Source organism: Alcaligenes sp. SJTW-7 (assembly GCF_047716895.1).
In the GTDB taxonomy this organism is placed as follows: domain Bacteria; phylum Pseudomonadota; class Gammaproteobacteria; order Burkholderiales; family Burkholderiaceae_B; genus Alcaligenes; species Alcaligenes ammonioxydans.
On record NZ_CP136682.1, the window covers coordinates 2,876,729 to 2,900,697 of the forward strand.

General features: G+C 57.2%; 18 protein-coding genes. 10 read left to right on the forward strand and 8 right to left on the reverse strand.

The window, feature by feature from the left end:
* Positions 1–46 precede the first annotated feature (46 nt).
* Complete coding sequence (gene glyA / locus RSQ48_RS13040; protein WP_003803210.1) at positions 47–1,336, reverse strand: serine hydroxymethyltransferase; 1,290 nt, start codon at positions 1,334–1,336, stop codon at positions 47–49.
* A 72-nt stretch (positions 1,337–1,408) separates the two neighbouring features.
* Positions 1,409–2,491: a 3-phosphoserine/phosphohydroxythreonine transaminase gene (serC, locus tag RSQ48_RS13045; RefSeq protein WP_415301869.1), complete on the reverse strand. Its 1,083-nt coding sequence runs from the start codon at positions 2,489–2,491 to the stop codon at positions 1,409–1,411.
* Positions 2,492–2,617: 126 nt separating this feature from the next.
* On the opposite strand from serC, the gene RSQ48_RS13050 reads away from it, so the two are divergent.
* On the forward strand, positions 2,618–4,123 hold the full coding sequence (locus RSQ48_RS13050) for a PLP-dependent aminotransferase family protein (RefSeq protein ID WP_415301870.1): 1,506 nt from the start codon (positions 2,618–2,620) through the stop codon (positions 4,121–4,123).
* A 12-nt stretch (positions 4,124–4,135) separates the two neighbouring features.
* On the opposite strand, the gene glyA (RSQ48_RS13055) is transcribed toward RSQ48_RS13050, so the two are convergent.
* Entirely contained in the window at positions 4,136–5,431 is a 1,296-nt protein-coding gene (gene glyA / locus RSQ48_RS13055; RefSeq protein ID WP_003803204.1) for a serine hydroxymethyltransferase, read from the reverse strand.
* A 664-nt stretch (positions 5,432–6,095) separates the two neighbouring features.
* Here glyA (RSQ48_RS13055) and RSQ48_RS13060 point away from each other — a divergent pair.
* From RSQ48_RS13060 to RSQ48_RS13080, 5 genes are all read left to right on the forward strand, one after another.
* A complete protein-coding gene (locus RSQ48_RS13060) occupies positions 6,096–7,049 on the forward strand; it encodes an AurF N-oxygenase family protein (protein WP_003803202.1) in 954 nt (317 codons plus the stop codon).
* A complete protein-coding gene (locus RSQ48_RS13065) occupies positions 7,046–8,098 on the forward strand; it encodes a 2Fe-2S iron-sulfur cluster-binding protein (protein ID WP_003803200.1) in 1,053 nt (350 codons plus the stop codon). The genes RSQ48_RS13060 and RSQ48_RS13065 overlap by 4 nt, the downstream gene beginning before the upstream one ends.
* A gap of 32 nt (positions 8,099–8,130) precedes the next feature.
* On the forward strand, positions 8,131–8,853 hold the full coding sequence (locus RSQ48_RS13070; RefSeq protein WP_003803198.1) for a glutamine amidotransferase: 723 nt from the start codon (positions 8,131–8,133) through the stop codon (positions 8,851–8,853).
* The gene (gene pdxK, locus RSQ48_RS13075) at positions 8,850–9,716 is read left to right on the forward strand and encodes a pyridoxine/pyridoxal/pyridoxamine kinase (RefSeq protein WP_003803196.1); all 867 of its coding nucleotides are present in this window, start codon (positions 8,850–8,852) and stop codon (positions 9,714–9,716) included. Before RSQ48_RS13070 ends, pdxK begins: the two co-directional genes overlap by 4 nt.
* 85 nt (positions 9,717–9,801) lie before the next feature.
* A complete protein-coding gene (locus RSQ48_RS13080) occupies positions 9,802–11,793 on the forward strand; it encodes a BCCT family transporter (protein ID WP_003803194.1) in 1,992 nt (663 codons plus the stop codon).
* Here the strand turns inward: RSQ48_RS13080 and soxR are convergent.
* Positions 11,790–12,266 (reverse strand): redox-sensitive transcriptional activator SoxR, encoded by a 477-nt coding sequence (gene soxR / locus RSQ48_RS13085; protein WP_003803192.1) that lies wholly within the window; start codon positions 12,264–12,266, stop codon positions 11,790–11,792. The two genes, RSQ48_RS13080 and soxR, sit on opposite strands and share 4 nt — an antisense overlap.
* A 331-nt stretch (positions 12,267–12,597) precedes the next feature.
* On the opposite strand from soxR, the gene RSQ48_RS13090 reads away from it, so the two are divergent.
* Genes RSQ48_RS13090 through RSQ48_RS13100 form a run of 3 tightly spaced genes read left to right on the forward strand, consistent with a single transcriptional unit; the run spans position 12,598 to position 18,217 of the window.
* A complete protein-coding gene (locus RSQ48_RS13090; protein ID WP_059318595.1) occupies positions 12,598–13,671 on the forward strand; it encodes an efflux RND transporter periplasmic adaptor subunit in 1,074 nt (357 codons plus the stop codon).
* Complete coding sequence (locus RSQ48_RS13095; protein ID WP_415301871.1) at positions 13,668–16,784, forward strand: MexW/MexI family multidrug efflux RND transporter permease subunit; 3,117 nt, start codon at positions 13,668–13,670, stop codon at positions 16,782–16,784. Before RSQ48_RS13090 ends, RSQ48_RS13095 begins: the two co-directional genes overlap by 4 nt.
* The gene (locus RSQ48_RS13100) at positions 16,781–18,217 is read left to right on the forward strand and encodes a TolC family protein (protein ID WP_336579227.1); all 1,437 of its coding nucleotides are present in this window, start codon (positions 16,781–16,783) and stop codon (positions 18,215–18,217) included. The genes RSQ48_RS13095 and RSQ48_RS13100 overlap by 4 nt, the downstream gene beginning before the upstream one ends.
* A 273-nt stretch (positions 18,218–18,490) precedes the next feature.
* Here the strand turns inward: RSQ48_RS13100 and RSQ48_RS13105 are convergent, their stop codons facing one another.
* The 4 genes from RSQ48_RS13105 to RSQ48_RS13120 all read right to left on the reverse strand — a co-directional run bounded on the left by RSQ48_RS13105 (position 18,491) and on the right by RSQ48_RS13120 (position 22,391).
* A complete protein-coding gene (locus RSQ48_RS13105; RefSeq protein WP_003803183.1) occupies positions 18,491–19,180 on the reverse strand; it encodes an ANTAR domain-containing response regulator in 690 nt (229 codons plus the stop codon).
* 3 nt (positions 19,181–19,183) lie between these two features.
* Entirely contained in the window at positions 19,184–20,338 is a 1,155-nt protein-coding gene (locus tag RSQ48_RS13110; RefSeq protein WP_415301872.1) for a transporter substrate-binding domain-containing protein, read from the reverse strand.
* Positions 20,339–20,472: 134 nt separating this feature from the next.
* On the reverse strand, positions 20,473–20,955 hold the full coding sequence (locus RSQ48_RS13115) for an AmiS/UreI family transporter (protein WP_415301873.1): 483 nt from the start codon (positions 20,953–20,955) through the stop codon (positions 20,473–20,475).
* A gap of 512 nt (positions 20,956–21,467) precedes the next feature.
* The gene (locus RSQ48_RS13120) at positions 21,468–22,391 is read right to left on the reverse strand and encodes a LysR family transcriptional regulator (protein ID WP_003803175.1); all 924 of its coding nucleotides are present in this window, start codon (positions 22,389–22,391) and stop codon (positions 21,468–21,470) included.
* Between the two features lie 100 nt (positions 22,392–22,491).
* Here RSQ48_RS13120 and RSQ48_RS13125 point away from each other — a divergent pair, with 100 nt between their 5' ends.
* A complete protein-coding gene (locus tag RSQ48_RS13125; protein WP_003803174.1) occupies positions 22,492–23,838 on the forward strand; it encodes an aspartate aminotransferase family protein in 1,347 nt (448 codons plus the stop codon).
* The last annotated feature ends 131 nt before the right edge of the window (positions 23,839–23,969 follow it).

The window sequence follows — 23,969 nt, forward strand, 5'->3', positions numbered from 1 at the left end:
AACCCAACCACCGAAGTGGCTGGGTCCTTATCAACAGAATGACACATTACAGCTGGGCTGGTTCCGTTTGTACCTGATACACCGGGTACGTACGACACAAGGTGACGATCTTCTCACGAATATCGTGCTTGACGGCCTCCAGCGTGCCCGCCTCATAAGCATCGAGCACATCGCACAAGTAATGCGCCAGTTGCTCGCAATCGGCCACGGTAAAGCCCCGTGTCGTCACGGCAGGCGTTCCGATACGGATACCCGAGGTCACCATGGGCGAGCGCGGATCGTTGGGCACTGAGTTTTTGTTGACGGTGATGTAAGCATCCGCCAGGGCATCACTGGCTTCTTGCCCGGTATAAGGCTTGGTCGACAGGTTAATCAGCATCATGTGGTTATCCGTACCCCCAGACACGATGGTATGGCCACGCTGAATCAGTATCGCTGCCATCGCTCGGGCATTACGCACCACATTTTGCTGATAGGTACGGAACTCGGGTTGCAGGGCTTCCTTGAAGGCAACGGCTTTGGCTGCAATAAGATGCATCAAGGGCCCCCCTTGCACGCCGGGGAACACCGCTGAATTCAAACGTTTGTAGAAATCGTCGCTTTGCCCTTTAGCCATGATCACGCCACCACGTGGGCCGCGCAGGGTTTTGTGCGTGGTGCTGGTAACCACATGTGCGTATGGCAAGGGGCTGGGGTACTCACCCGCCGCCACCAGGCCGGCCACATGAGCCATATCGACCCAGAACCAGGCACCCACCTTGTCAGCGATCTGGCGCATACGCGCCCAATCCTTCACGCGTGAATAGGCAGAGAAACCGCCGATCAACATCTTGGGCTTGGTCTCGATAGCAATCCGCTCCATTTCGTCGTAATCGATCAGCCCGGTTTGGGTATCGACGCCGTAAGGAACAATGTTGTAAAGACGCCCCGAAATATTGATGGGATTACCGTGCGTCAGGTGCCCGCCCTGCGCCAGATTCATCCCCATTACCGTATCGCCAGGTTTGAGCAGGGCCAGAAACACGGCGGTATTGGCTTGTGCTCCGGCATGAGGCTGCACGTTGGCATAATCGCAATCGAATAGGGCCTTCAGGCGCTCGATGGCCAAACGCTCGGCCACGTCCACAAACTCGCAACCGGCGTAATAGCGCTTGTCCGGATAACCCTCAGCGTACTTGTTGGTGAAAACGGAGTTCTGAACCTGCATGACCAAGGGGCTGGCATAGTTCTCCGAGGCAATCAGTTCTACATGATCTTCCTGACGGCTTTGTTCACCAGCCATGGCCTGAGCCAGTTCCTTGTCGAATTCAGCCAGAGTGAGTGTGTTGTCGTACATCGCTTTTCCTTAAAAAATCTTAGGTCAAATCGCAGCCACCTGCCTGGCCGCTCTGAGAGGCGGGCATCGCCCTTAACCGTGCGTGCGCACGAATTCGCGCATGAACAGCGCCAGCTCCTGTACCGCATCCAGGGTGACGGCGTTGTAAATGCTGGCGCGCAAGCCCCCAGTCGACTGATGGCCCTTCAAACCATGAAATCCGTTTTCCTGCGCTTCCCGAACAAATAGATCCTCCAAATTTCTTTCGAAAATATGAAAAGGAACATTATTGATAGATCGATAATCAGGCAAAACATGATTGATATAGAAACCATTACTGCCATCAATCACGTTATAAAGATGGCGTGACTTTTTCTTATTGATTTCATGCAGCACTTCTATTCCACCCGTACGTTCAATCCACTCCATCATCAAGCCCATCACATACCAGGAAAACGTGGAAGGAGTATTTAACAGGGACTGCTTTTTTGCCTGAATGGAAAAATCCAACGCCTGTGGCGTTGCAGCCAAAGGCTTGTCTAAAATAGCAGGATTGAGCAATACGAGCGTGACACCGGCAATACCCATATTTTTCTGGGCTGAGGCATAAACCAAATCATGTGCGGCAATGTCAATCGGCTTGGACATCAGGCTGGAGCAGGCATCACACACTAATGGGATAGACGAAATGGGTGGTTTTGAAAATTGCAAGCCCTGTGCAGTTTCATTCTCCGTGTAATGCAAGTAAGCCGCATCCAGATTAATATGAGATTCATTAATTTCAGGAACACGATCAAATCCAGTTTCATGAGAACTGGCAATGGTTCGCACAATCCCATATTGCCTGGCGGCATTAGCCGCTTGCTCCGACCACAAGCCCGTGTGTATATAGTCCGCTGTGTTTGTTTTATGAAACAGGTTCATCGGAATTTGAGAAAACTGCAGATACGACCCCCCTTGCAGGAGCAACACGTGATAGTCCGATGGAACTGCCAGAACGCGACGCACCGCGGCGTCAGTCGCGTGGGCAAAATCCATAAAGGGCTGGGAGCGATGGCTGATTTCCATCACGGATACCCCCGTGCCGGCAAAATCGAGCAGTTCATCGCGCACTTGCAAGAGAACATCGATCGGCAAGGCGCTGGGCCCTGCGCTGAAATTAAAGGGTCGGGACATACTTGCTGAGATCCTGTACAAACCTGAACGCCGGAACAGGCCCCCCCTATTTCGGCAACGACAATCAAGTCTACGAGCACAATGGTCTGACTAGTCAGACCATTAATCTTCTCTGGAGCAGACCGCATGACGCGTTCGTTTGAACTGGACACCTTGAAAATGCGTCTTAACGATGACGAACTTCAATCCCTGGATCTTCACCAGCGTATTCAACGTGCCCTACGGGCGCTGATTCTGGATGGCGCTCTGGGTCCCGGAGTCAAGCTGCCTGCCACGCGCTCACTGGCCAAATCATTGAGCATGGCGCGCGATACCGTCGAGAACGCCTATGTCCAACTCCACCGCGACGGCTTTATCGTGCGACGTGAAGGTTCGGGCAGTTATGTCTCTGAATCCGTGGGAACCGAGCTGCGAGGCAGCGCCTACCGGCGCATCAAGGCCCAGGATCTGAAACGCAGCGTCATGGAACCGGGTACCGGCTTGAGCCGCCGGGGCCGCGCCGTATTTGAAAGTGGCGGTATTGCCGATCAGCAAACCATCAAGGCCTTTGCCACCGGCTTGCCTGAAACCCGCAACTTTCCGACCGATGTCTGGGAACGCCTGCAGCGTCAGGCCATGAAGGACTTTCGCGCCAACATCCTGCTACATGGTGATCCCCAGGGCACCGAGTCCTTGCGCAAAGCGATTGCCGTATACCTGAATCTGGAACGAGGCGCCAAGGTATCCGCGGATCAGATTCTGATTTTGAGCAGTACGCGCCAAGCTCTGTTCCTGTGTGCGCAACTACTGGTCGATGCGGGCAAGCCCATTCTGGTTGAGAATCCAGGTTACTTCGGCGCGCGCAAGGCTTTTGAAGCGGCCGAAGCCCGTGTCGTACCTATTGGGGTGGACGAACAGGGCCTGCGCACCGAGCTTTTGCATGAAGACCGCAGCGGTGCAAACTGCATTTATGTCACCCCCTCCCATCAGTACCCAACAGGGGCGACCCTTTCACTGGAACGTCGCCTGGAACTGATACGCTGGGCGGCCGAAAATGGCCGCTGGATTCTGGAAGACGACTACGACAGCGAGTTTCATTATGACGGCCTGCCCACCGCCTGCGTGCAGGGTCTGGACAAGTATCAGCGTACGATTTACCTGGGCACGTTCAGCAAAACGCTCTATCCGGGGCTGCGCATGGGGTATATGGCTCTGCCGTCGGAGCTGGTCAAACCCTTTACACAAGCCCGCAGCATCATGGATGGGCACACTCCTCAGATACTGCAGCTGACCCTGGCGCGTTTCATGGAAGACGGCCACTACAACTCGCACATCCGGGCCATGCGCAAGCTGTACACGGGGCGTCGGGAGATCATGCTGGAGGCCATTGAACAACATCTTCAAGGTATTGTGCGCGCCGCCAGACCTGAGGGCGGCTTGCAGATACCCTGTTTCCTTGAGCCCGGCTGGTCGGAAGAACACACCTTGCGCCGCGCCCTAAGCGCTGGCGTACAGCTACCCGGTTTGAGCCGGCTGTATATTGGTGAGGAAAAACAACAGGGGTGGCTACTGGGCTATGCATCCTTGACGGCCTACGAGATTGAATCCGCCATGTTGCGTCTGGCCAACGCCTTGCGTCAGGGCAAGGGTTGAGCCAGGCTGCAGTCAATATGCCAGGGGATATCGCCGGTTCAGATCGGCTACCCCTTCTAAAATGGCATTTTCGGTGCGCGCGCTGCGAGCACCGCTGCGCACGCCGCCCAGCAACGCCAGAATCATGTCGCCAATTTCCTTGAAGTCATCCTCCCCCAGCCCCCGGGTCGTACAGGCGCCGCTCCCCACCCGTATGCCGGAATAGGCCGCATGAGCCTGCTCATACGGCACACGATGTTTGCTCAAGCTGATACCCAACTGCGCCAAGGCCCGTTCTACCAAGGGCCCGGACAACTCCCAGGGGCGCAGATCCACCACGCCAAAGTGGCAGTCCGTGCCTCCCGACACCACAGTCAGGCCACCTTCAGCCAATCGGCGGCACAAACTGCGCGCATTGATGATGACCGCCTGTGCATAGGCTTTATAGGCAGGGCTCATTGCCTCTCCCAGTGCCACTGCCTTGGCCGCCATAATGTTCAGCAAAGGCCCACCCTGCAGGCCCGGATACACAGCCTGACTCAAACGCTCCGCCAACTTGGGCTCATTACATAAAATGATGCCACCTCGGGGACCGCGTAAAGTGCCATGCGTGGAAAAAGTGGTCACATGGGCATGCGGTACGGGCGACTCCATCAAGCCCGCCGCCACCAGTCCGGCGCTATGAGCCAGATCCACCATCAGATATGCATTGACCTCGTTGGCAATCGTTCTGAACTCGGCAAAATCGGGCGTCCGTGAATAGGAGGAGCCACCCGCGATGATCAGGCGAGGACGCTCCTTGTGAGCCAAAGCACGCACCTCGTCCATGTCCACCCACTGGGTCTGGCGATCCACACCATAAGAACAGGTCTGAAACCAGCGCCCCGAAACATTCACATGCGAGCCGTGACTGATATGGCCGCCGGCACTTTGATCCAGCGCCAAAATAGTATCACCCGGCGAGAGCAGGGCCAGATAGACCGCCAGATTGGCCTGGCTGCCCGAGTGGGCCTGCACATTGGCAAACGCCGCCCCGAACACCGACTTGGCCCGCTCGATAGCCAGCTCTTCGGTTTGGTCGGCCTGTTCGCACCCGCCATAAATCCGTTGCCCTGGGTATCCCTGCGCCTGCTTGTTGCTCAGCAAGGACCCCTGTACGTCCAGAACGGATCGGCTCAGGTAATTCTCCGAAGCAATCAGCTCAATGGTGTGCTGCTGTCGGCGTCGCTCGGCCTCGATGATGTCCCAAAGATTGCGATCGCTTTGCTGTAGAAATTGCGAACCCACCACAGGCAGGTGGGAGGTGTCGCCACCGGCAAGACTCTTCATGGGAGTTCCTGTTTAGATATAAGCCCCTTGACGGTCGCGACCGTTTTTCAGTCACGAGACAAAAGGGCAAGCCCGGGCATGTCGTTTTCCAGGGCGAAAGATAAACATCCTATTCTGTTTATCGTCCAATCAAACAGTCCATTAAAAATTAATTCACCAGACCACTTTTAATCATTATTGTCCGGATAAACATTCAAGGCATAAAGAATTAAAAATCCCTTGAAACACAGCAAGAAAGCCAATCCCGATTATTTCAGTCAAGAATTAAAACAGAAATCAAATTTTTATTCTTAAGTGGTCTGTTAAATAGCCTGAAAATGGTCTGTCATTTATTGTCATAGGATCATTAGAATGCAGCCAACGAATACTCAATGCCCATACTTCTAAACGCTCAAACAGATTATCACTCTTTTCAATCTGCGCATTAAAACCATCCCCAGTTTTCCCATAACCACAGGAAACGCCATTGCTTTAACGGCAGTTCAACCGCGCTGATCTTGCAAGGTTCCTAAAGACCCGGTAACGGGCTTTTTTTGAAACCGGGCTGAAAGAGCAGCAAATCCTTTTAAGCCTGCGAATTTCCATTCGGAAATAGAGACAGGTGGAATAACAAAACGATCTGTTCATTTCGAACGGATCGCAACCAACAGCAAGGAAGTTTGAAATGACTATCAAAAGCTACGAAACCGATGATGCTGTACGTAATATGCTGCAAAAGCTGTCTGTACTTTGGAAAAACCGGGCGGCGGTCAATCAGGAGCTGCCGGACTACAACAATTTGGCATTCGATCCGAACAAGGCCGATTTCAGCGAATGTCTGCTGCCTTTCCGTGAGCACCAGGCCTGGCTGGAAGCACCTGAGGAATTGAAATCGCAGTGTCTGTCTTACGCTTGGGGGATCTACAACCTCAAGACCATTTATGTGGAGTGCAACGTCGTCACTCCGTCCTGCGAAGACATCATCAAGACGCCGCCACCGAGCGCCAACCGCAATCTGCTGCAGGATGTGATGTCCCAGGCCTTGCTGGATGAAGCCCTGCACACCCGCATGTCCATCATGGCATGCAACTACATCTATTCCATGCGCGGTCTGCAACCTTTGGATTTCACCAACTTCAACCTGGTGCAATGGCGCAACGACATCCTGAGCCAGTGCAGTTCTGAATCCGAGCGTCGCCTGACCCGCTTTGCCATTGCCTGCGCGTCCGAAACCCTGATTACCGACTACCTCAAGACCATGGCTGAGGACAAGAGCATCCAGACTATCTGCCATGAAGTGACCCGCACGCACGCCATGGACGAGTGGAGCCACTCCAGCGTGTTCAGCTTTGTCGCCTCGGACATCATTCACGGTCTGAGCCAGAAAGAGCGTGAGCATATGCGTGCCGTTATCCTGCGCACCGTGGAAATGTTCGCCAACAACGAAATGGGCGCCTGGGAAAAAGTGTTCTCCATGGTGAACTTCCCCAATGCACGCGACATTTTGCACGACACCGGCGATTCCAACGAAATTGGCGTGTACACCGGTTCGGTTGAAAGCCTGATCGAGCGCATTGGCTTGAACAGCAAATCGGGGCAGGCACAGGCCCAAGACGAGCAACAGGAGGCGCTGCAATGACAGCCATGATTCAGGCGCGCTGCGAGACCGTTCGCCCCGAGGCCGGAAACGTCAAAGTGTTCACCTTGCGCGTGCAAAGTAAGCATTTCGATTTTCTGAGCGCCTTGCGGGCCGGCAAGCATGTCGCCCTGAGCTACCCCGATACCGGTGGCACGATTCAACAGCGTATGTATTCGATCACTCGCGTGGCCGATCCAGACCTGATTGAAATTGCTGTCAAAGGTTCGGGCCGCAATAGCGTCTCCGATCATTTGCACGCCACGTTGCGCGAGGGCATGAGCGTGCCCCTGCAGTATGTGGCAGGCGAGATTTCGGTAGATTCTATTGTCGGTTATGAGCGTATCGCCATGATCGCTGGCGGCATTGGCATTACCCTGCCCATTGCCTTGCTGCGTGAACTGGCGGCGCGAGCCCAGGACGGCTTGCCAGTACCACAAGTACATTTGCTGCTCAGTATTGCCCGTATTGCCGACATTCCCTTTTTGCATGAACTATTGCAACTGGATCTGACCAGCAGCTGGTTCACGCTGACGGTGTTTGTCACGCAGGAAAAAATCCGTGAAAGCGCTCATTTCAAGGTGGGACGCCCCTCCTTTGAAAATATGGAGCAACTAAAAGATCCGCAGGCCGTCGTCATTTGCGGCAGCCACGGCTTTGCTCAAGCCCTGCGCGAATACACCAAACAGGCACACCCCATCTCGCATATGTTGATCGAGGCGTTCTCCCCGCCGGCCAGCTCGGCCGCAGAGATCCAGCCTGCAGCTGGCAGCGCCCCCTTGCAGATCAATGTACGCAGTACCGGACAAACACTCTCGCCCGAACCGGGCAGCAGCCTGCTGGAAATGCTGGAAGCAGCCGATGTACCCATTCGCAGCCAATGTCGGTCGGGCATTTGCGGCGCGTGCCGGGTACAGATCTCGGAGGGCGAATACCGCTCTGAACCTGACTTTTGCCTGAGCGATCAGGACAAGGCGCAGGGCCATGCTCTGGCATGTTGCACCTTCCCGCTATCGGGTGCCATGAATGTAGACATCGGCACCACGAGCTGACATCCTTACCCTCTGGACTGAAAGAAAACCTTATGAAGAAAGTCATCGCACTGCGTCATATTCATTTTGAGGACTTGGGCACGCTGGAGCCTGTTCTGATCGAGCAGGGCTACCAAGTTCACTATATTGACCCTTCCGTCGAGTCTGTGCGTCACTTGGGAGCACAGGATGCGGACCTGCTGGTGGTATTGGGCGGGCCGATCGGCGCTTACGACGAAAAAATCTACCCCTTCCTGAGCGATGAGCTGGAACTGATCCACAAGTTCCTGCTGGCTGGCAAGCCCCTGCTGGGCATTTGCCTGGGCGCACAATTGATTGCGCGCGCGCTGGGCGCCAATGTCTACCCGCTAGGTGTCAAGGAAATCGGTTTCTCTCCTCTGAAACTGAGCGAGGCAGGCAAGGAGTCGCCTTTGGCCGCCATCAGTGGCATTCCCGTTTTGCACTGGCATGGGGATCAGTTCGACATTCCGGATGGCGCCGTTCATCTGGCCAGTACCGATGTAGGCCAGAACCAGGCCTTTTCCTTCGGCACTCAAGTCCTGGGCCTGCAATTTCACCTGGAAGCCGACACCAGCAAGCTGGAGCGCTGGCTGGTCGGTCATGCCAATGAGCTAGGACACGCTGACATCGATCCGCAAATGCTGCGCCTGGAGGCCATGGCAGTACAGAAACGCCTGCATGCCGCTGCCGCTACGGTTCTCAACAGCTGGCTCAGCCAACTCAAGCAAGCCGACAAAGCCGATTGTGCTGCATGAACAATGCGGTAACGTTTGTTGATCGGGAACGACATCCCTACCATGTGGATGTCGTTTCCATTCAGTCCCAAGTGGTTTACGGTCGGGTGGGCAACAATGTTGCCGGCCCGACCTTGCGCAGATACGGCTTTAAGGTGGCGACCGTTCCGACTGTGCTCCTGAGCAATAATCCCCAGTATCCAACCGTCCATGGCGGCGCCGTGCCCGACGAGTGGCTGGAAGGATTCTTGAACGACCTGGTGTTACGCGGTGCTCTGGACCAGGTGCGCGCGGTCCTGATCGGCTATCTGGGCAGTGCCCAGCAGGCCGTCATCATTGCGCACTGGCTCCAAACCTTGCTGCGCCAACACCCGGATGTACTCGTCATCGTCGACCCTGTCATGGGCGACCTGGATGTGGGCGTCTATGTGGACCCGGCACTAATCGACAGCTATCACGACACCTTGCTGCCACTGGCCAATGGTCTGACCCCGAATAACTACGAACTGTCCCTGTTGGCCCAACAGCCCTGCGATACCGTTCAGGCCAGCTCCAGCGCCGCGCACAAACTGCTTAACGGTCGCACGGAGTGGGTCATTGCCACCAGTGCTGCTCCCCAATCCTGGCAGGATGGGCAGATCAAACTGTTAATGGCCCGCAAAGAGCCCCGCGCCGACACCTTGCTGGGTCACCCCCGCGTCGACTGCGCTGCCAAAGGCACCGGCGATCTGTTTGCCTCGACCTTGCTAGCCCATCTGATCCTGGGCGCAGACCTGCATTCGGCCGTGCATACAGCCAGCGCCAGTGTGCTGCATCAGCTGGAGTTGACCCGGCAGGCCGGACACCAGGAACTCATTTTGCCAATAGATCCTTTCCGACCCTGAGCAAATATTTCCTAATCTAACAAACCTTTCAAGCGGCAGTCGTTCTCGGTAAGCTGTGCCCTCTTAGTTACAAACGGAGCATGACATGGGGCTGCCTTTTAAAAGCACGCTACATCCACGGGTGTTCTGGGGATCGACCTTTATCGTCCTGATCTTCTTGCTGATCGGAATTATTTTCCCTAAAGACGCCGCACTTATTTTTGAACAGCTACAAAACTGGGTCATTAAAAGTTTCGGCTGGTTTTATATCCTGGCTGTGGCCCTGTTTTTCTTTGCCGTGGTCTACCTGGCCTTGAGCCGGTATGGCAATCTGAAATTGGGGCCGGATGATTCGGAACCCGACTACCCGTACCTGACCTGGATGGCCATGCTGTTTGCAGCAGGCATGGGCATTGGCCTGATGTTCTTTGCCGTGGCCGAGCCGCTGCAACACTTCTCGGCCCCACCCTCGGGCCTGGCCAGCACCGTCGAGGCGGCACATCAGGCGCAGATCATCACCTTTTTTCACTGGGGCGTTCATGCATGGGCCGTTTACGCGGTTGTGGGTTTATCCCTGGCCTATTTCTGCTTTCGCTATAACCTGCCCCTGACCATTCGCTCGGGACTCTATCCCTTGTTTGGCAAACGCATTGAGGGCTGGATTGGCGACAGCGTCGATATCTTTGCCGTCTGCGGCACCTTGTTCGGTATCGCAACGTCCATGGGCCTTGGGGTGCTGCAAATCAACGCAGGCCTGGAACATTTATTTGGCTGGCCGCAGGAAACCTGGCTGCAAATTGTTCTGATTGTGGTCGTTACCGCCTTGGCCACCCTGTCCGTTGTCAGTGGACTGGATGTAGGTATACGCCGGCTCTCTGAATTGAATCTGCTGGTTGCCGTTGCCCTGATGCTGTTTGTGCTCTTTGTGGGCCCGACGGCCTTTTTGATGAATGCTTTTGTACAGAATATCGGCGGTTATCTCGATAACTTTTTTGCGCGCTCATTCAGTACACAAGCATTCCGCGGGCAAAGCTGGATGAAGGCCTGGACCCTGTTTTACTGGGCCTGGTGGATTGCGTGGTCACCCTTTGTAGGCATGTTTATCGCCCGTATTTCCCGTGGTCGTACCGTCCGCGAATTCGTGCTGGGCGTATTGCTGGTGCCCACGGTGTTTACCTTCTTCTGGATGACCGTCTTTGGCAATACCGCCATCTTTCTGGACATGGGTGTGGCCGCTGGCCAGCTGGCCCAGGATGCTGCTGCAAATGCCTCAGTGGCCCTGTTCGAGTTTCTGGAATACCTGCCCTGGTCCAATGTCACCTCGACCTTGGCAATTATTCTGGTAGCCATTTTCTTTGTGACCTCAGCCGACTCGGGCTCCCTGGTTATCGACACTCTGGCCGCCGGTGGGGTGGAAGATGCCCCCGTCTGGCAACGCATTTACTGGTGCGCCCTGGAAGGCACCGCCGCTTCCCTGCTCTTGCTGGCTGGTGGTCTGACCGCTTTACAAACCGTGACTCTGGTCAGTGCCCTGCCTTTTGCCATCATCATGTTCCTGTTGATTTTGGGGCTGTTCAAAGGCATGAAGGCGGATATGTCCCGGCTACGTCGTCAAGGCCCACTGTCCGGCCCGGCGCCTGGCTCGGAGGTGTCCTGGCGACGGCGCCTTTCCACCATCCTGCACACCCCTAATCAGCGCGACGCCCGTCGTTTTCTGGCTGACACTGTCATTCCCGCCTTGCAGGCTGTGGCAGAGGAACTGGGCAAGCGAAACCTGAATGTCAACCTGGAAACGGGCGAAGCAGACACGGCCCAGTTGACGATTCAGGCCGATAACCAGCGCAACTTCGTCTATGGGGTGGAACTGCGTGCGCGCCGCGTCGCCAGTTTCACCGCGGCGGCCGCCCGTAACGAGCAGACCCGCCCTCAGGAATGGCAGGTGCGCACGGTGTTTGCCGATGGCAGTCGGGGTTACGACCTGATGGGGCTGTCTTCCAGCCAGGTCATCAACGATATCCTGAACCATTTCGAGCGCTACCAGGCCCTGGTTACCTCGGAGGCAACGGCGCTTTACGCGCAGTCGCCCGACCCGAGCTAAGACGCTACGCCGGTCTCCAGCTTTCTTTCCAGAATCTGGGGACCGGGCCCTTGCTGGCCCAAAATGTCAGCCGGATTGCGCAACGGGCATTCATTCATCGACAGGCACCCACAGCCAATGCAATGCATCAGCTCATCTCGCAGACGCGTCAACTGTTCAATACGCTCATTCAAACTGTCTTTCCAGCGGCGCGACATGGCTTGCCATTGCTGTGCGTTGGGCTTGCTGCCCGCCGGCAAGCCACGCAAGGCATCGCGGATTTCGTCCAGCGGAATGCCGGTGCGCTGGGCGACTTTGATAATCGCAATATAGCGCAGCACCACTGAATCAAAGCGGCGCTGGTTTCCACTGTTGCGCGTGCTGGCAATCAAGCCTTTAGACTCGTAAAAATGCACGGTGGAGACAGGCACGCCGCTGCGTCTGGCCACTTCCCCCACCGTCAGGGTACGGCTGGGATCGACTGTTTTTTCCATTTCGGCCCCCTTGACCTCAAGTTAACTTGAGGTTTTATAGTCCAGGTCCCTAGTTAAGGCAAGCCATGTCGGCTGCCTTTTTGTCGTCACAGGAACCTGCCATGTTTTCCCTTTTCTGGACTCTGTTTGCCAGACCGTTAGTCTGCATGCGGCCCGGCATGTCTACGCTAAGCGCGCTCATTGCCATCGTGTTCTCCCCGCCCTGCAAACCGCTTGTGCGCGCCACCTCTTTCAAACCCGAGGACTGGGCACAACGGGACCAACGATCCGGACGGACGCATCCACCCAGACAGCCGCTGTGGCGGGAGCACCAGGCAGGAGGGCAAAGCGCATGAGTTCACGTCGCATCGGAATCATGATTGTCGTTCTAACCAGCCTGGGGGTATTGAGCTGGCGGCTGCTCCCAGCCACGGAACAAACCCAGTCTACCGGGGGCTACCCGCCTGCCGTCGTCGAACTGTCCAGCGTGCAATCCCAGATCCCCCCTCGTCTTTTACATGCAGTCGGTACGCTGGAAGCCTGGCAACAAGTGTTGCTCAGTGCACAGACCAGCGGACGCATCCGCAAGATTGAATTCGCCTCAGGACAAGCGGTTCAGACAGGTCAGCCCTTGCTCCTGCTCGATGATGAGCTCGAACAGGCCGGTGTGCATCGTGAGCAGGCAAAGGTCAAACAGACCGCGATCCAGCTCATGCGAGTGCGCAAGCTGAAAGAGCAGCAGGCGGCCACCCAGGAACAACTGGACCAGGCGCAGGCAGATCATGCGATGGCACAGGCACAGTTGCAGTACCAACAAGCCGCTTTGGGTTTGAAGCAGGTCAATGCTCCGTTTTCGGGCCAGATAGGCATTACCCACTTGCATCAGGGCCATTATCTGCAACCTGGCCAGCCTATCGCCAGCCTGGTCGACGATAGCCGCTTGCGAATCAACCTGACGGTTCCGGAACACAGCCTGCCTGACTTGAGCGTCGGCCAACAACTGCAGGTGCAGCTTGATGCCTGGCCGGGCGAACACTTCCAGGCGCAAATCAGCGCCATCGACCCGCTGATCGGCGACTCGCGCACGGTGCGCTTGCAAGCACTGCTGCCCAATCCAGAGCGGCGCCTCAAGGCAGGGATGTATGCCCGAGTACAACTGAAGCGCCCCGCGCCGTCTTCCGTGCTGACCGTGCCTGAAACAGCGCTGACCTATACGGCCTACGGTCAGACCGTTTTTGTCGCCTCCCCGGCCAGCCAAGGCTTGTGGCAAGTCAAACGTGTGGCAGTGCAAACTGGCGAGCAATGGGATGAGCGCGTTGAGATCACGGATGGTCTGAAAGAAGGTGATCGGGTGGTGAGCGCCGGACAGATCAAGATCCGGGACGGCTCCACGGTACAAACTGCCCAGCGCAAGGAGCCTGTATGAATACCGCTTCCCGTCCCGGTTTTACCGATTTGTTCGTGCGGCGCCCGGTCCTGGCCCTGGTGGTCAGCGCTTTGCTGTTGATGGTGGGTCTGTTCTCCCTGAACAAGCTGCCGATCCGGCAGTATCCCCTGCTGGAGAACTCCACCATCACGATTACCACCGAATACCCTGGCGCCTCTGCGCAGCTGATGCAAGGCTTTATCACGCAACCAATTGCCCAGGCCCTGGCCTCGGTCGAAGGGGTCGATTATCTGTCCTCCAGCTCCGTGCAAAGCCGCAGTGTCGTGAGCTTGCGCATGGCACTGAATCGCGATTCCACCCAAGCTCTCACAGAGGTCATGAGCAAAGTCAGCCAGGTACGTTATCGCTTGCCCGAAGGGGCGTATGACCCGGTTATCGAGCGCTCCTCCGGCGACTCCACCGCCGTCGCATATGTGGGCTTTTCCACAACCTCACTCTCCATCCCGGAACTGAACGATTATCTGTCTCGCGTGGTGGAACCCATGTTCTCCACCATTGACGGGGTGGCCAAAATTCAGACCTTTGGTGGTCAGAAACTGGCCATGCGCCTGTGGCTGGACTCGGACCGCATGGCTGGCTATGGCCTGACGGCGGCCGATATTGCCCAGGCCGTGCGTGCCAACAACTATCAGGCCGCCCCCGGCATGGTCAAAGGTCAACATGTGCTCAGCACCATCCAGCTCAACTCCGACCTGACCAGCGTGGCCGAATTTCAGGACCTGATCGTGCGTGAGGACGGCACCTCCTTGGTGCGACTGCGCGATGTGGGCACGGTGGAGCTGGGCGCGGCGACAAGCGAAACCAGCGCCCTGATGGATGGCCTGCCGGCGGTTCACCTGGGTTTGTTCCCGACGCCCGGCGGCAACCCCCTGCGCATTGTGGACGGCATTCGAGAGCGTCTGCCTGCCATTGAAGCCACCTTGCCGCCGGGCGTGGAAGTGGCCCTGGCGTTTGAAACAGCACGATTTATTCAGGCCTCTATTGATGAGGTACTCAAAACCCTGACGGAAGCCATGCTGATCGTGGTGTTGGTGATTTACCTGTGCCTGGGCTCCTTGCGAAGCGTGCTGATTCCGCTGGCCACCATTCCTCTGTCCATGTTGGGGGCCGCTGCTCTGATGCTGGCGTTTGGCTTTAGCCTCAACCTGCTGACCTTGCTGGCCATGGTACTGGCTATTGGCCTTGTGGTGGACGATGCCATTGTGGTGGTGGAAAACGTACACCGACATATTGCGGCGGGACGCTCGCCCGTAGTGGCCGCCCTGCTGGGCGCGCGTGAAGTTGCGGGCCCGGTCATTGCCATGACCCTGACGCTGGCCGCCGTCTATGCCCCGATTGGCCTGATGGGCGGATTGACTGGCGCACTTTTCAAAGAGTTCGCCCTGACCCTGGCGGGCGCAGTGCTGGTGTCCGGGGTAGTGGCCTTGACCCTGTCCCCGGTCATGAGCTCTTTACTGCTACCCGCGCAACAAGAGGAAGGCCGCATGGCCCATCTGGCCGCACGATTTTTCAACGCCCTATCGGTCCGGTATGGCCGTTTATTAGCGTATTCCTTACGTCACCGCTGGCTTAGCGTGACCGTCGCCCTGGTGATCTTCATCAGCCTGCCGGTGCTCTATCAAATGACGCACAGCGAACTGGCGCCGGTTGAGGATCAGGCCAGCGTGCTCACCGCTGTCAAAGCCCCCCAGAACGCCAACCTGGCTTATGCCCAGCGCGATGGTAAACAGCTGGATGACATTTATCGTGCCATCGCCGAAACCGAGAGCACGTGGCTGATTATGGGAACAGACGGCCCAGCCGCCAGCTTTGGCGGAATCAACCTGAAAGACTGGGGCGCACGCGAACGCAATGCCAGCGAGGTTCAGGAAGAACTGCAAGCTCGCGTCAGCCAGATTGCAGGCAGCAGTATCTTCGCGTTCCAGCTCGCCCCCGTGCCCGGTTCCAGCGGCGGTCTGCCGGTGCAGCTGGTACTGCGCAGTCCCGGCGACTACCGCACGGTGTACGACACGATGGAATGGGTGAAGCAGCAAGCCCGTGACAGTGGCCTGTTCGTCGTGGTCGATAGCGACCTGGACTATAACAAGCCGGTTGCCCGTCTCGAAATCGATCGTAGCAAGGCGGCCAGCATGGGCATCAGCCTGCGTGACATTGCCGACTCGCTGGCCGTGCTGGTCGGCGAAAACTACCTGAATCGCTTCTCGCTGGATGGCCGCTCGTACGACGTCATTCCGCAAAGCCAGCGTGAACTGCGCCTGACGGCTCAAGCCCTGACACGCCAGTTTATACGCAGTGCCAATGGCGAGCTGGTGCCCTTGTCGACCATGGTTCAAATCCAAAGCGAAGTGGAACCGAACAGCCTGCGCCAGTTCAACCAGCAAAACTCGGCCACACTGCAGGCCATTCCAGCCCCTGGCGTCACCCTGGGGCAGGCAGTCGCGTACCTGGACGACCTTGCACGCCAACTACCCGCCGGCTTTACGCATGACTGGCAATCGGAATCACGCCAATTCACCCAGGAAAGCCAGTCGTTGGCCTGGGCCTTTCTGGCCGCGCTACTTGTGATTTATCTGGTGCTGGCCGCGCAGTACGAAAGCCTGTTGGACCCCATCCTCATTCTGGTGACAGTGCCCTTGTCCCTGTGCGGGGCCCTGCTGCCTTTGGCCCTGGGATTGGGCACGCTCAATATCTATACGCAGATCGGTCTGCTCACACTAGTGGGGCTGATCAGCAAGCACGGCATTCTGATGGTGGAGTTTGCCAATGAGCTGCAATCCCGAAAAGGGCTGACCAAACCCGATGCCATCTTGCAGGCGGCCCGCATTCGCTTGCGCCCTGTGCTGATGACGACCGCAGCCATGGTCTTTGGCTTGATACCCCTGCTCTTTGCCTCCGGGGCGGGGGCGAACAGCCGCTTTAGTCTGGGTGTGGTACTGGTCTCAGGCATGTTGATCGGCACCGTATTTACCCTGTTTATTTTGCCTACCTTATATACCTTGCTGGCGCGCAATCACGCTCATCAGGCCAACACTCCTCGGGCACGTGAGCTGGCCCAGGCGCTACGCTCTTGCACCGGAGAACAGGCATCATGACGCGCCTCACTTTACGCCAGTCGCTTGCCCCTTTGACGCGTGCTCTACAGTGGATGATCCCCTGCCTGATGCTCAGTGCTTGCGCCGTGGGGCTGGACTCCTCCATTCCCGCCACCCCTCAGCTGGACGCCCCCACCTGGAGCGGCCAGTTTGCCAATCCCGCCAGCCAGGACAAGAACTGGTGGACGCTGTTGCAGGACCCGCAACTGGATGCCCTGATCGCCCAGGCCCTGGATCACAATCTGGATATTGCCCAGGCGCAGGCTCGCTGGCGAGCCTCCCGCGCCCTGATCGATGAACGTCAGCACGACCGTCTGCCGGCCGTCACGGCTCACGCTAACTATCACCGTAGCGGTTCGCAGTTTGCTGCACCAGACGGGTCGATTGATCATGGCGTTCAGGAAAATTGGCGACTGGGCATGCAGACCTCCTGGGAGATTGACGTTTTCGGCCGCCTGGAACAATTGGCCCGTTCTGCCCAGGCTCGCAGCCAAGCCAGCGCGGCGCAGTTGGACCTGACTCGCCAGGCCATTGCGGCTGAGCTGGCCCGCCAGTATGTGCAGGCCCAAGGTTTGCAACGACGGCTGGCGCTGGCCGAGGACGATGTACGCAGCTGGGAACAGACCATCAGGCTGGTAGAAGCTGGCGTGTCACTGGGCCGGGAGTTGCCCGAGAATCTGGACAATGCCCAGGCCAGTCTGGAGCGTGCAAACGCCGTGGTGCCCCAACTGCGCAGCGAGCTCGAACGAGCCCGTTTGCGCATGCAGGTGCTAAGCGGTGGAAAAGCTCAGGCTCTTGATGCGCCGCTGCCCAGTGCGCAAGCCCCGTTGGCCGCCGCCCTGCCGTTGGGGGATGTGAATGCGCTGCTGTTTAACCGGCCTGACGTACGGGCCGCCCGACAGGAGATTCTGGCCAGCTCGCACGACGTGGCCGCAGCAACAGCAGAGCTGTATCCACGTCTGGATCTGGCAGGCTTTATCGGGTTTTTCGCTCTGCGGGGCAGTGATCTGGGTCATGCCGCCCGGGCCTTTGATGTCTCGCCCGCCCTGCAATGGCCTGCCTTGCGTCTGGGCCATGCCAAAGCTCGTTTGCGCGGCATGCGCGCTCTTGCAGACGAGTCCCGTCTGCACTATCAACAAGTCCTGCTGCAGGCTCAGGAAGAAATTCAGGGGGCTTTGCACCATCTGACTCAACACCAGAAAAGCCTGCTTGGTCTGACCCGCGCCGCGCGTCATCTGGAACAAGCACACGCCCGTGCCGTAACACGCTACGAGATCGGCGCGGGAGCCTATCAGGATGTGCTGGAAAATCAGCGCGACTTAAACCAGACCCGACAGGAGCTGGCGCTGGCAGAAACCGGGTCTTATCTGAACGTGATTGCCTTGTATCAGGCGCTAGGCTGGGGCGTCGCGACCTCACCGATAAGGGAGTAGTGGCAGACCGGATCGGTCCAGGAGCGGTCTGTCTCAAGGACAGACCGCCCTTTGTCTGTGTGCAGTGGGTCTGCCTGGGGAAACTCGTCCTGCTGCGCACGGCTGTTTTGCATCAGCCGATTCGGGCGCTTGCCGCTCACACACCACACAAGGGCAGGTAAAACAACACCCGCAAACAGGGCTGCGCTTGTCCCACTCCTTGAGGCTTCCCGCCCCCCTGAACAACCTTAGGCAAGGACACCGGACAGGAAGAAGCAGAAGGAAAACATCCGCCTAGCTCCCCCGCCAGGGCGCTCCCTGCTGTCCCAGAGAAAGCACTTCACTGGCATTTACAATGGCAATCGAAATATCTTCAATCGTGCTGCGCTTGTTCATCGCCTGCTCGCGGATCAAATCGTAGGCCTGATCCTCGGACACCTGATGAGTTCGCATCAGGATTGTCTTGGCCTGCGCTACATGCCGCTGCCCCATCAGCTTGGTCTGCAGTTTGCTGATCAGGCGACGCTGCTGGCGCAGTTCCTTGTGGTATTTTCGGGCCAGCACCACCGTGGAGAGTAAGCCGAAGGACCGGATCGGCGAAGGCAGAATGGCCTGAATATTCAGATCCAGCACGGCAGAGACAATCGTGGGGTTTTCGTAATTGACCACCGCGATAATGGTGGGCGCATCCTGCTCGCACACCCAGTCAAGACGCAGATGCAGCAGATCGGGCTGCACGGCCAGAAAGACCAGATCCGTTCCGCAGGGCAGATTTTGCGTCGGTGGCCAGATTGTCTGGACGGAACACCCCATGCGCTGCAGTTGTTGGGTCAGCAATCGGCCGTCACTGTCGTCCGGATGCATGACCACCATTGTCAGCTGCCGCAGTTCCTTGAGCTGCGGCGAGGTGGCATGCGGAAAACGATTTCGTGCTCGCAAGGGCTTGTTTGCCGGCTCATCACCGTAGGAAGAGGAGTTGGCCACGCTTTATGTCTCCAAAGTATCCAGCTTGGCAGTCCAGTCACCCAAGGAGTGGGTGACCAGATAGGGGTCGGGCGAGACGGGACGGGTTGCCTGACGCACAATCGTAAAATTGCCCTCGGCGTTGATGCGCCCGATTCGTGGATAGAGCCAGGTGTGATGATTGGAGGGATCGATTTTGATCCGCCCCTGCGGGGCATCCAGCTCACTGCCCAGCAGATAGGGCAGCAAGTCCCCAATGGCATCACTGGCCGATTGTCGATAGGCATTGGCGAACAAATGCATCTGTGAATAGGCGGCCTCCCAACACAGATTAGGGTGACAATCCGCCCCAAAACGCTTGCGCAAACTGGCCAGGCAGCGTGCATTGACCTCGGACTCGATGGATTGGAAATACGGCGCCGCCGTGAAGTGTCCACAGGCAATGTGCGCCCCCATCTGGGCAACTTCGGCCTCGGAGGTCGTCAGGCTGGCAATGGGCATGGTCTGCGGGTTAAAGCCGGCATGGGCATAGGCACGGTACAGATTGGCCGTGGAGTCCCCCACTACGGTGGAGAAAATAAAGTCCGGCTGCTTCTGCCGTATATCATCCATAATCAGGCTGTAATCGCCCTCGCTAGCATCCAGGGGCAGATAGTGTTCGCCCAGCACCTTGCTATCGGGATGCTGCATGACCAGCTCGCGCATGATCCGATTGGACTCGTAAGGGTAGATATAATCCGAGCCGATCATATAGACCCGCGCGCCAAAATTGCTGGTCATGAAATGCGCCAGCTGGACACTATTCTGATTGGGTGCGGCCCCCGTATAGATGACATTGCCCGAAAACTCAAAACCCTCATACAAGGTGGGATAGAACAGCAGCTTGTTCCACTTTTCCACAATCGGGATGACGGCTTTGCGGCTGCTGGACATGTAGCAACCGAAAATCACATTGACACGATCCTGCACGATCAGCCGCTCGGCCTGCTGTGCGTAGCACGCTGGCCGGGAGGCCGGATCGTAGCAAACGGCCACCAGTTCGCGTCCCAGCAGGCCGCCAGCTTCGTTGATCTCCTCTATCGCCAGTTTGGTTCCCTGCCATTGCGACTGACCAATTGTCGAGGTCATGCCGGTTGCCGAATAAAGAACGCCGACGCGTACGGGGTCGTTGTGAGCCAAAGTCCATCTCCTGTCTAGCATGGTAGGGCAGCAAGTCTACAAACCTGCCGGTGAACACTACGAGCGAGCATCAGGTTACTCCAAAAAAACAGCATGCCTGCGGCCTCTCCTCCCGGCCGGTCTGCCCAGCCGCACTACCAGGCATCCATCAACATCAGGGTACCGGGCAACCAGCAGGTCAGTACCCCGATCAGGACGGTGTACAGGGGCAAGATGCGCAAGGACCGGCCCAGCCCCAAGGACAGAAAGAACAAAAACCACAGGCTGGACCACAAAAGCCACAAAGTGACCAGGCGTGGATCACTGGCAGTCCAGGCAAAGGCCAGAGCGCTGATGGCCACAAACAGGCAATACCAGCCAAAACCCACGCCCTTCAAGCCATGCCACTGCACGACGGCCAGATACAGATAAGTGAAAGCAAACAGCAGTCCACCGGCAACGGCAAAATAATCTGCCATGTGCTCGCCGCGCTGCAATCCCAGCAAATTGATGAACAGCGCCAGCAAGCCCACCAGCAAATTGAAGGGAGCCAGGTCCCGACTTTCAATACGCCCGGTCAACCCCACGCCATTCACCATCAGCACGGCCCCAATAAAGAAAAGCGCAACACCCAACATGGCATAAGCCTCCAAAACAAGGTGACGATTCCGGCCTGGCTGGCGTCAGACCGTGCTGACGCTGCGTGAGCTCTGTGTCTCGCAATGACATACTGCCGCGAAGCAGGGCCTCAATTAGTTTGCGACCTAACTGCAAAGTCGGATCTATTTGAGGCAAACGAAAAGGCCCAGACGGATTCAAGCATTGAACCAGTCTGGGCCTTTTTGCCCAACACCCACGCTGGCATCATTGGCAGCGGATGTCGTCTCTATTCGAACAGATAGCAGCGATCTGAAATCGCGATCGAAGCAATTCTTACATAGCCTGCACTATCGTCTGTACTAGCGATTACCCTAGCGGCTGATTATGTGTGGCCTAACACTACGCTGTGTCAGTGCGCTTAATCCTTTTAACGATTTGTTTGCGCTCATCCCTGAGCAGAACACCGTGACCCTGTGCCGACGATTCCGGGCGATTTATGCCGCCCCTGGCTATTTCAGAAATGACGGACTGTCAGCCGATGGGGCAGGTTTCAGAGCCTTGACTCGCTCTCGAGCACACGAAGGAAATAATCCACAATCGCATGGGCCCGCCTGTCCTTGCGCATGGCTAGCGATAAGGGAATCGTAAATCGGCGTTGCTGCGGGTCCACGGCAATCATCTGCTCTTTTTCCACCCAGCGCGCGGCGACGTGCTCGGGCAAGAAACCAATGTATTGCCCCGTCAGAATCAAAAAAGCAATTCCTTCCCGATCACTGGCCGTGGCGACACAGTTCAAATCCTGGTGCTGCCCAATCGCCTCCGGGCTCATACGGTAGGCAGGCGCAATCGCTGCCGCGCGACACAGGGACTGTGCAGAGACCTCCCCCTGTTGTGCTTGCTCAAACAGTGGGTGCTCCCAGGAACAGTACAGAAAATAGGGCTCATCATAAAGCCTGCGGTATTCCAACCCACTGAGCGCATTGGTTTCGGGCAGGACCCCCATGTGCAAACGGCCTTCCAGCAAACCGCGCTCGATCTCTCCCGGCGTACTCATGCTGATGTGTACACGTACCGCCTCACTGTTCTGACGCAAGGTGCGCAAGGCCGAAGTGATGTGCATATGTGGCTGGGAAATCAGACTGTTCATCAAGCCTATGTTCAAATCCCCCCGCAAGCTGGAATGCAGCTGATTGACCTCGCTACGGAAATTTTCTACTGCCGCCATCAGCGTTTCACTGGCCTGCAACACCTGTCGTCCCTCTTCGGTCAAGGCAAAACCTGCCCTGCCACGCTGGCACAGCCGCATGCCACCCAGACGTTTTTCCAGATCACTCATATGCAAGCTGATGGCCGAGCGTGTAATCCCCAACACGCCCTCCGCCGCCGAAAAGCTGCCCACCTGCGCCACCGTTCTGAACACACGCAACAGGCGCAAATCAAAATCGGAAACCTGCAAGAGTCCTTTCAGTTGCATATAGGTGAGTAAAACAATAAGTGAAGTTAAATAAAAACGTATTTTACTCAACAACTTAACCACCTACACTGGGGGTATTCACCGCCTTGAGGAGACCGCTATGAACTCACCCTACTTTGCGCCACAGCAGATTGCCAGTGAACTCAATCTCCAGTCCCACTGGATGCCCTTTACGGCGAACCGGCACTTCCAGCAAGACCCGCGCCTGGTCGTCAAGGCGGAAGGAAACTGGCTCTACGATCAGGAAGGCCGCCAGATTTTTGACAGTCTGTCCGGGCTTTGGACTTGTGGTGCCGGACACGCTCGCCATGAAATCCAGGCAGCCGTACATCGTCAACTCGGGCAACTGGACTACTCTCCCGCCTTTCAGTTTGGACACCCCGCCGCATTTCAACTGGCCGACAAGCTGACCCAGCACACCCCCGACGGTCTGGATCATGTTTTCTTCACGAACTCCGGTTCGGAATGTACCGATACCGTCGTCAAGATGGTGCGGGCCTACTGGCGTATCAAAGGCCAGGCCAGCAAAACCCGTCTGATTGGCCGTGCTCGTGGCTACCACGGCGTGAACGTGGCCGGCACCAGCCTGGGCGGCATAGGCGGTAACCGCAAAATGTTCGGCCAGTTGATGGATGCCGACCACCTGCCCCACGTACTGCAGGCAGACTGCGCCTTCACGCGCGGCCAGCCCGAAACAGGGGGCCCTGCCCTGGCCGACGAACTGTTGAAACTGATCGAACTGCACGACGCCAGCACCATCGCTGCCGTGTTTGTCGAACCCGTTTCGGGCTCGGCAGGCGTGCTGGTGCCACCTGCCGGCTACCTGCAGCGCCTGCGCCAGATTTGCGATCAACACAACATCCTGCTCGTCTTTGATGAAGTCATCACCGGCCTGGGCCGCCTGGGCACCTACACCGGGGCCGAATACTTTGGTGTCACCCCCGACATCATGACCATGGCCAAGCAGTTGACCAACGGCGCCATCCCCATGGGCGCAGTCGTTGCCAGCCAAGAAATCTACCAAACCTTCATGGGCCAGGACTTGCCCCTGCACGCCGTGGAATTCAGCCACGGTCACACCTATTCTGCCCACCCCGTCGCCTGCGCCGCCGGACTGGCTGCCCTGCAGTTGCTGGAACAAGACAATCTGCTGCAACGCTCCGCCGAACTGGCACCGCATTTTGAGCAGGCACTGCATCAACTGCGCGATAGCCCGAATGTGATCGACATTCGCAACTGCGGCCTGGCAGGCGCCATCCAGCTGGCCCCCCGTAACGGCGACCCAGCCATCCGCCCCTTTGAAGCGGGCCTGCAACTGTGGAAACAGGGCTTTTACGTACGCTTTGGTGGCGACACACTGCAGTTTGGTCCCACCTTCACCAGTACACCTGCTCAGCTTGATTCACTCTTTGATGCCGTCGGTGGCGTCTTGAAGCAACTGGCCTAAGCACAAAAAGGGCGGCCTGCCCTGGGCCGCCCCAAACCACGCCCAGTCGTAGCAACTGGAAACCTTAACTTTCTTCCCAAGCAGCCCCCACAGCCTGCTCCAAACCCCACAAACGCGCCATAATACGAGCT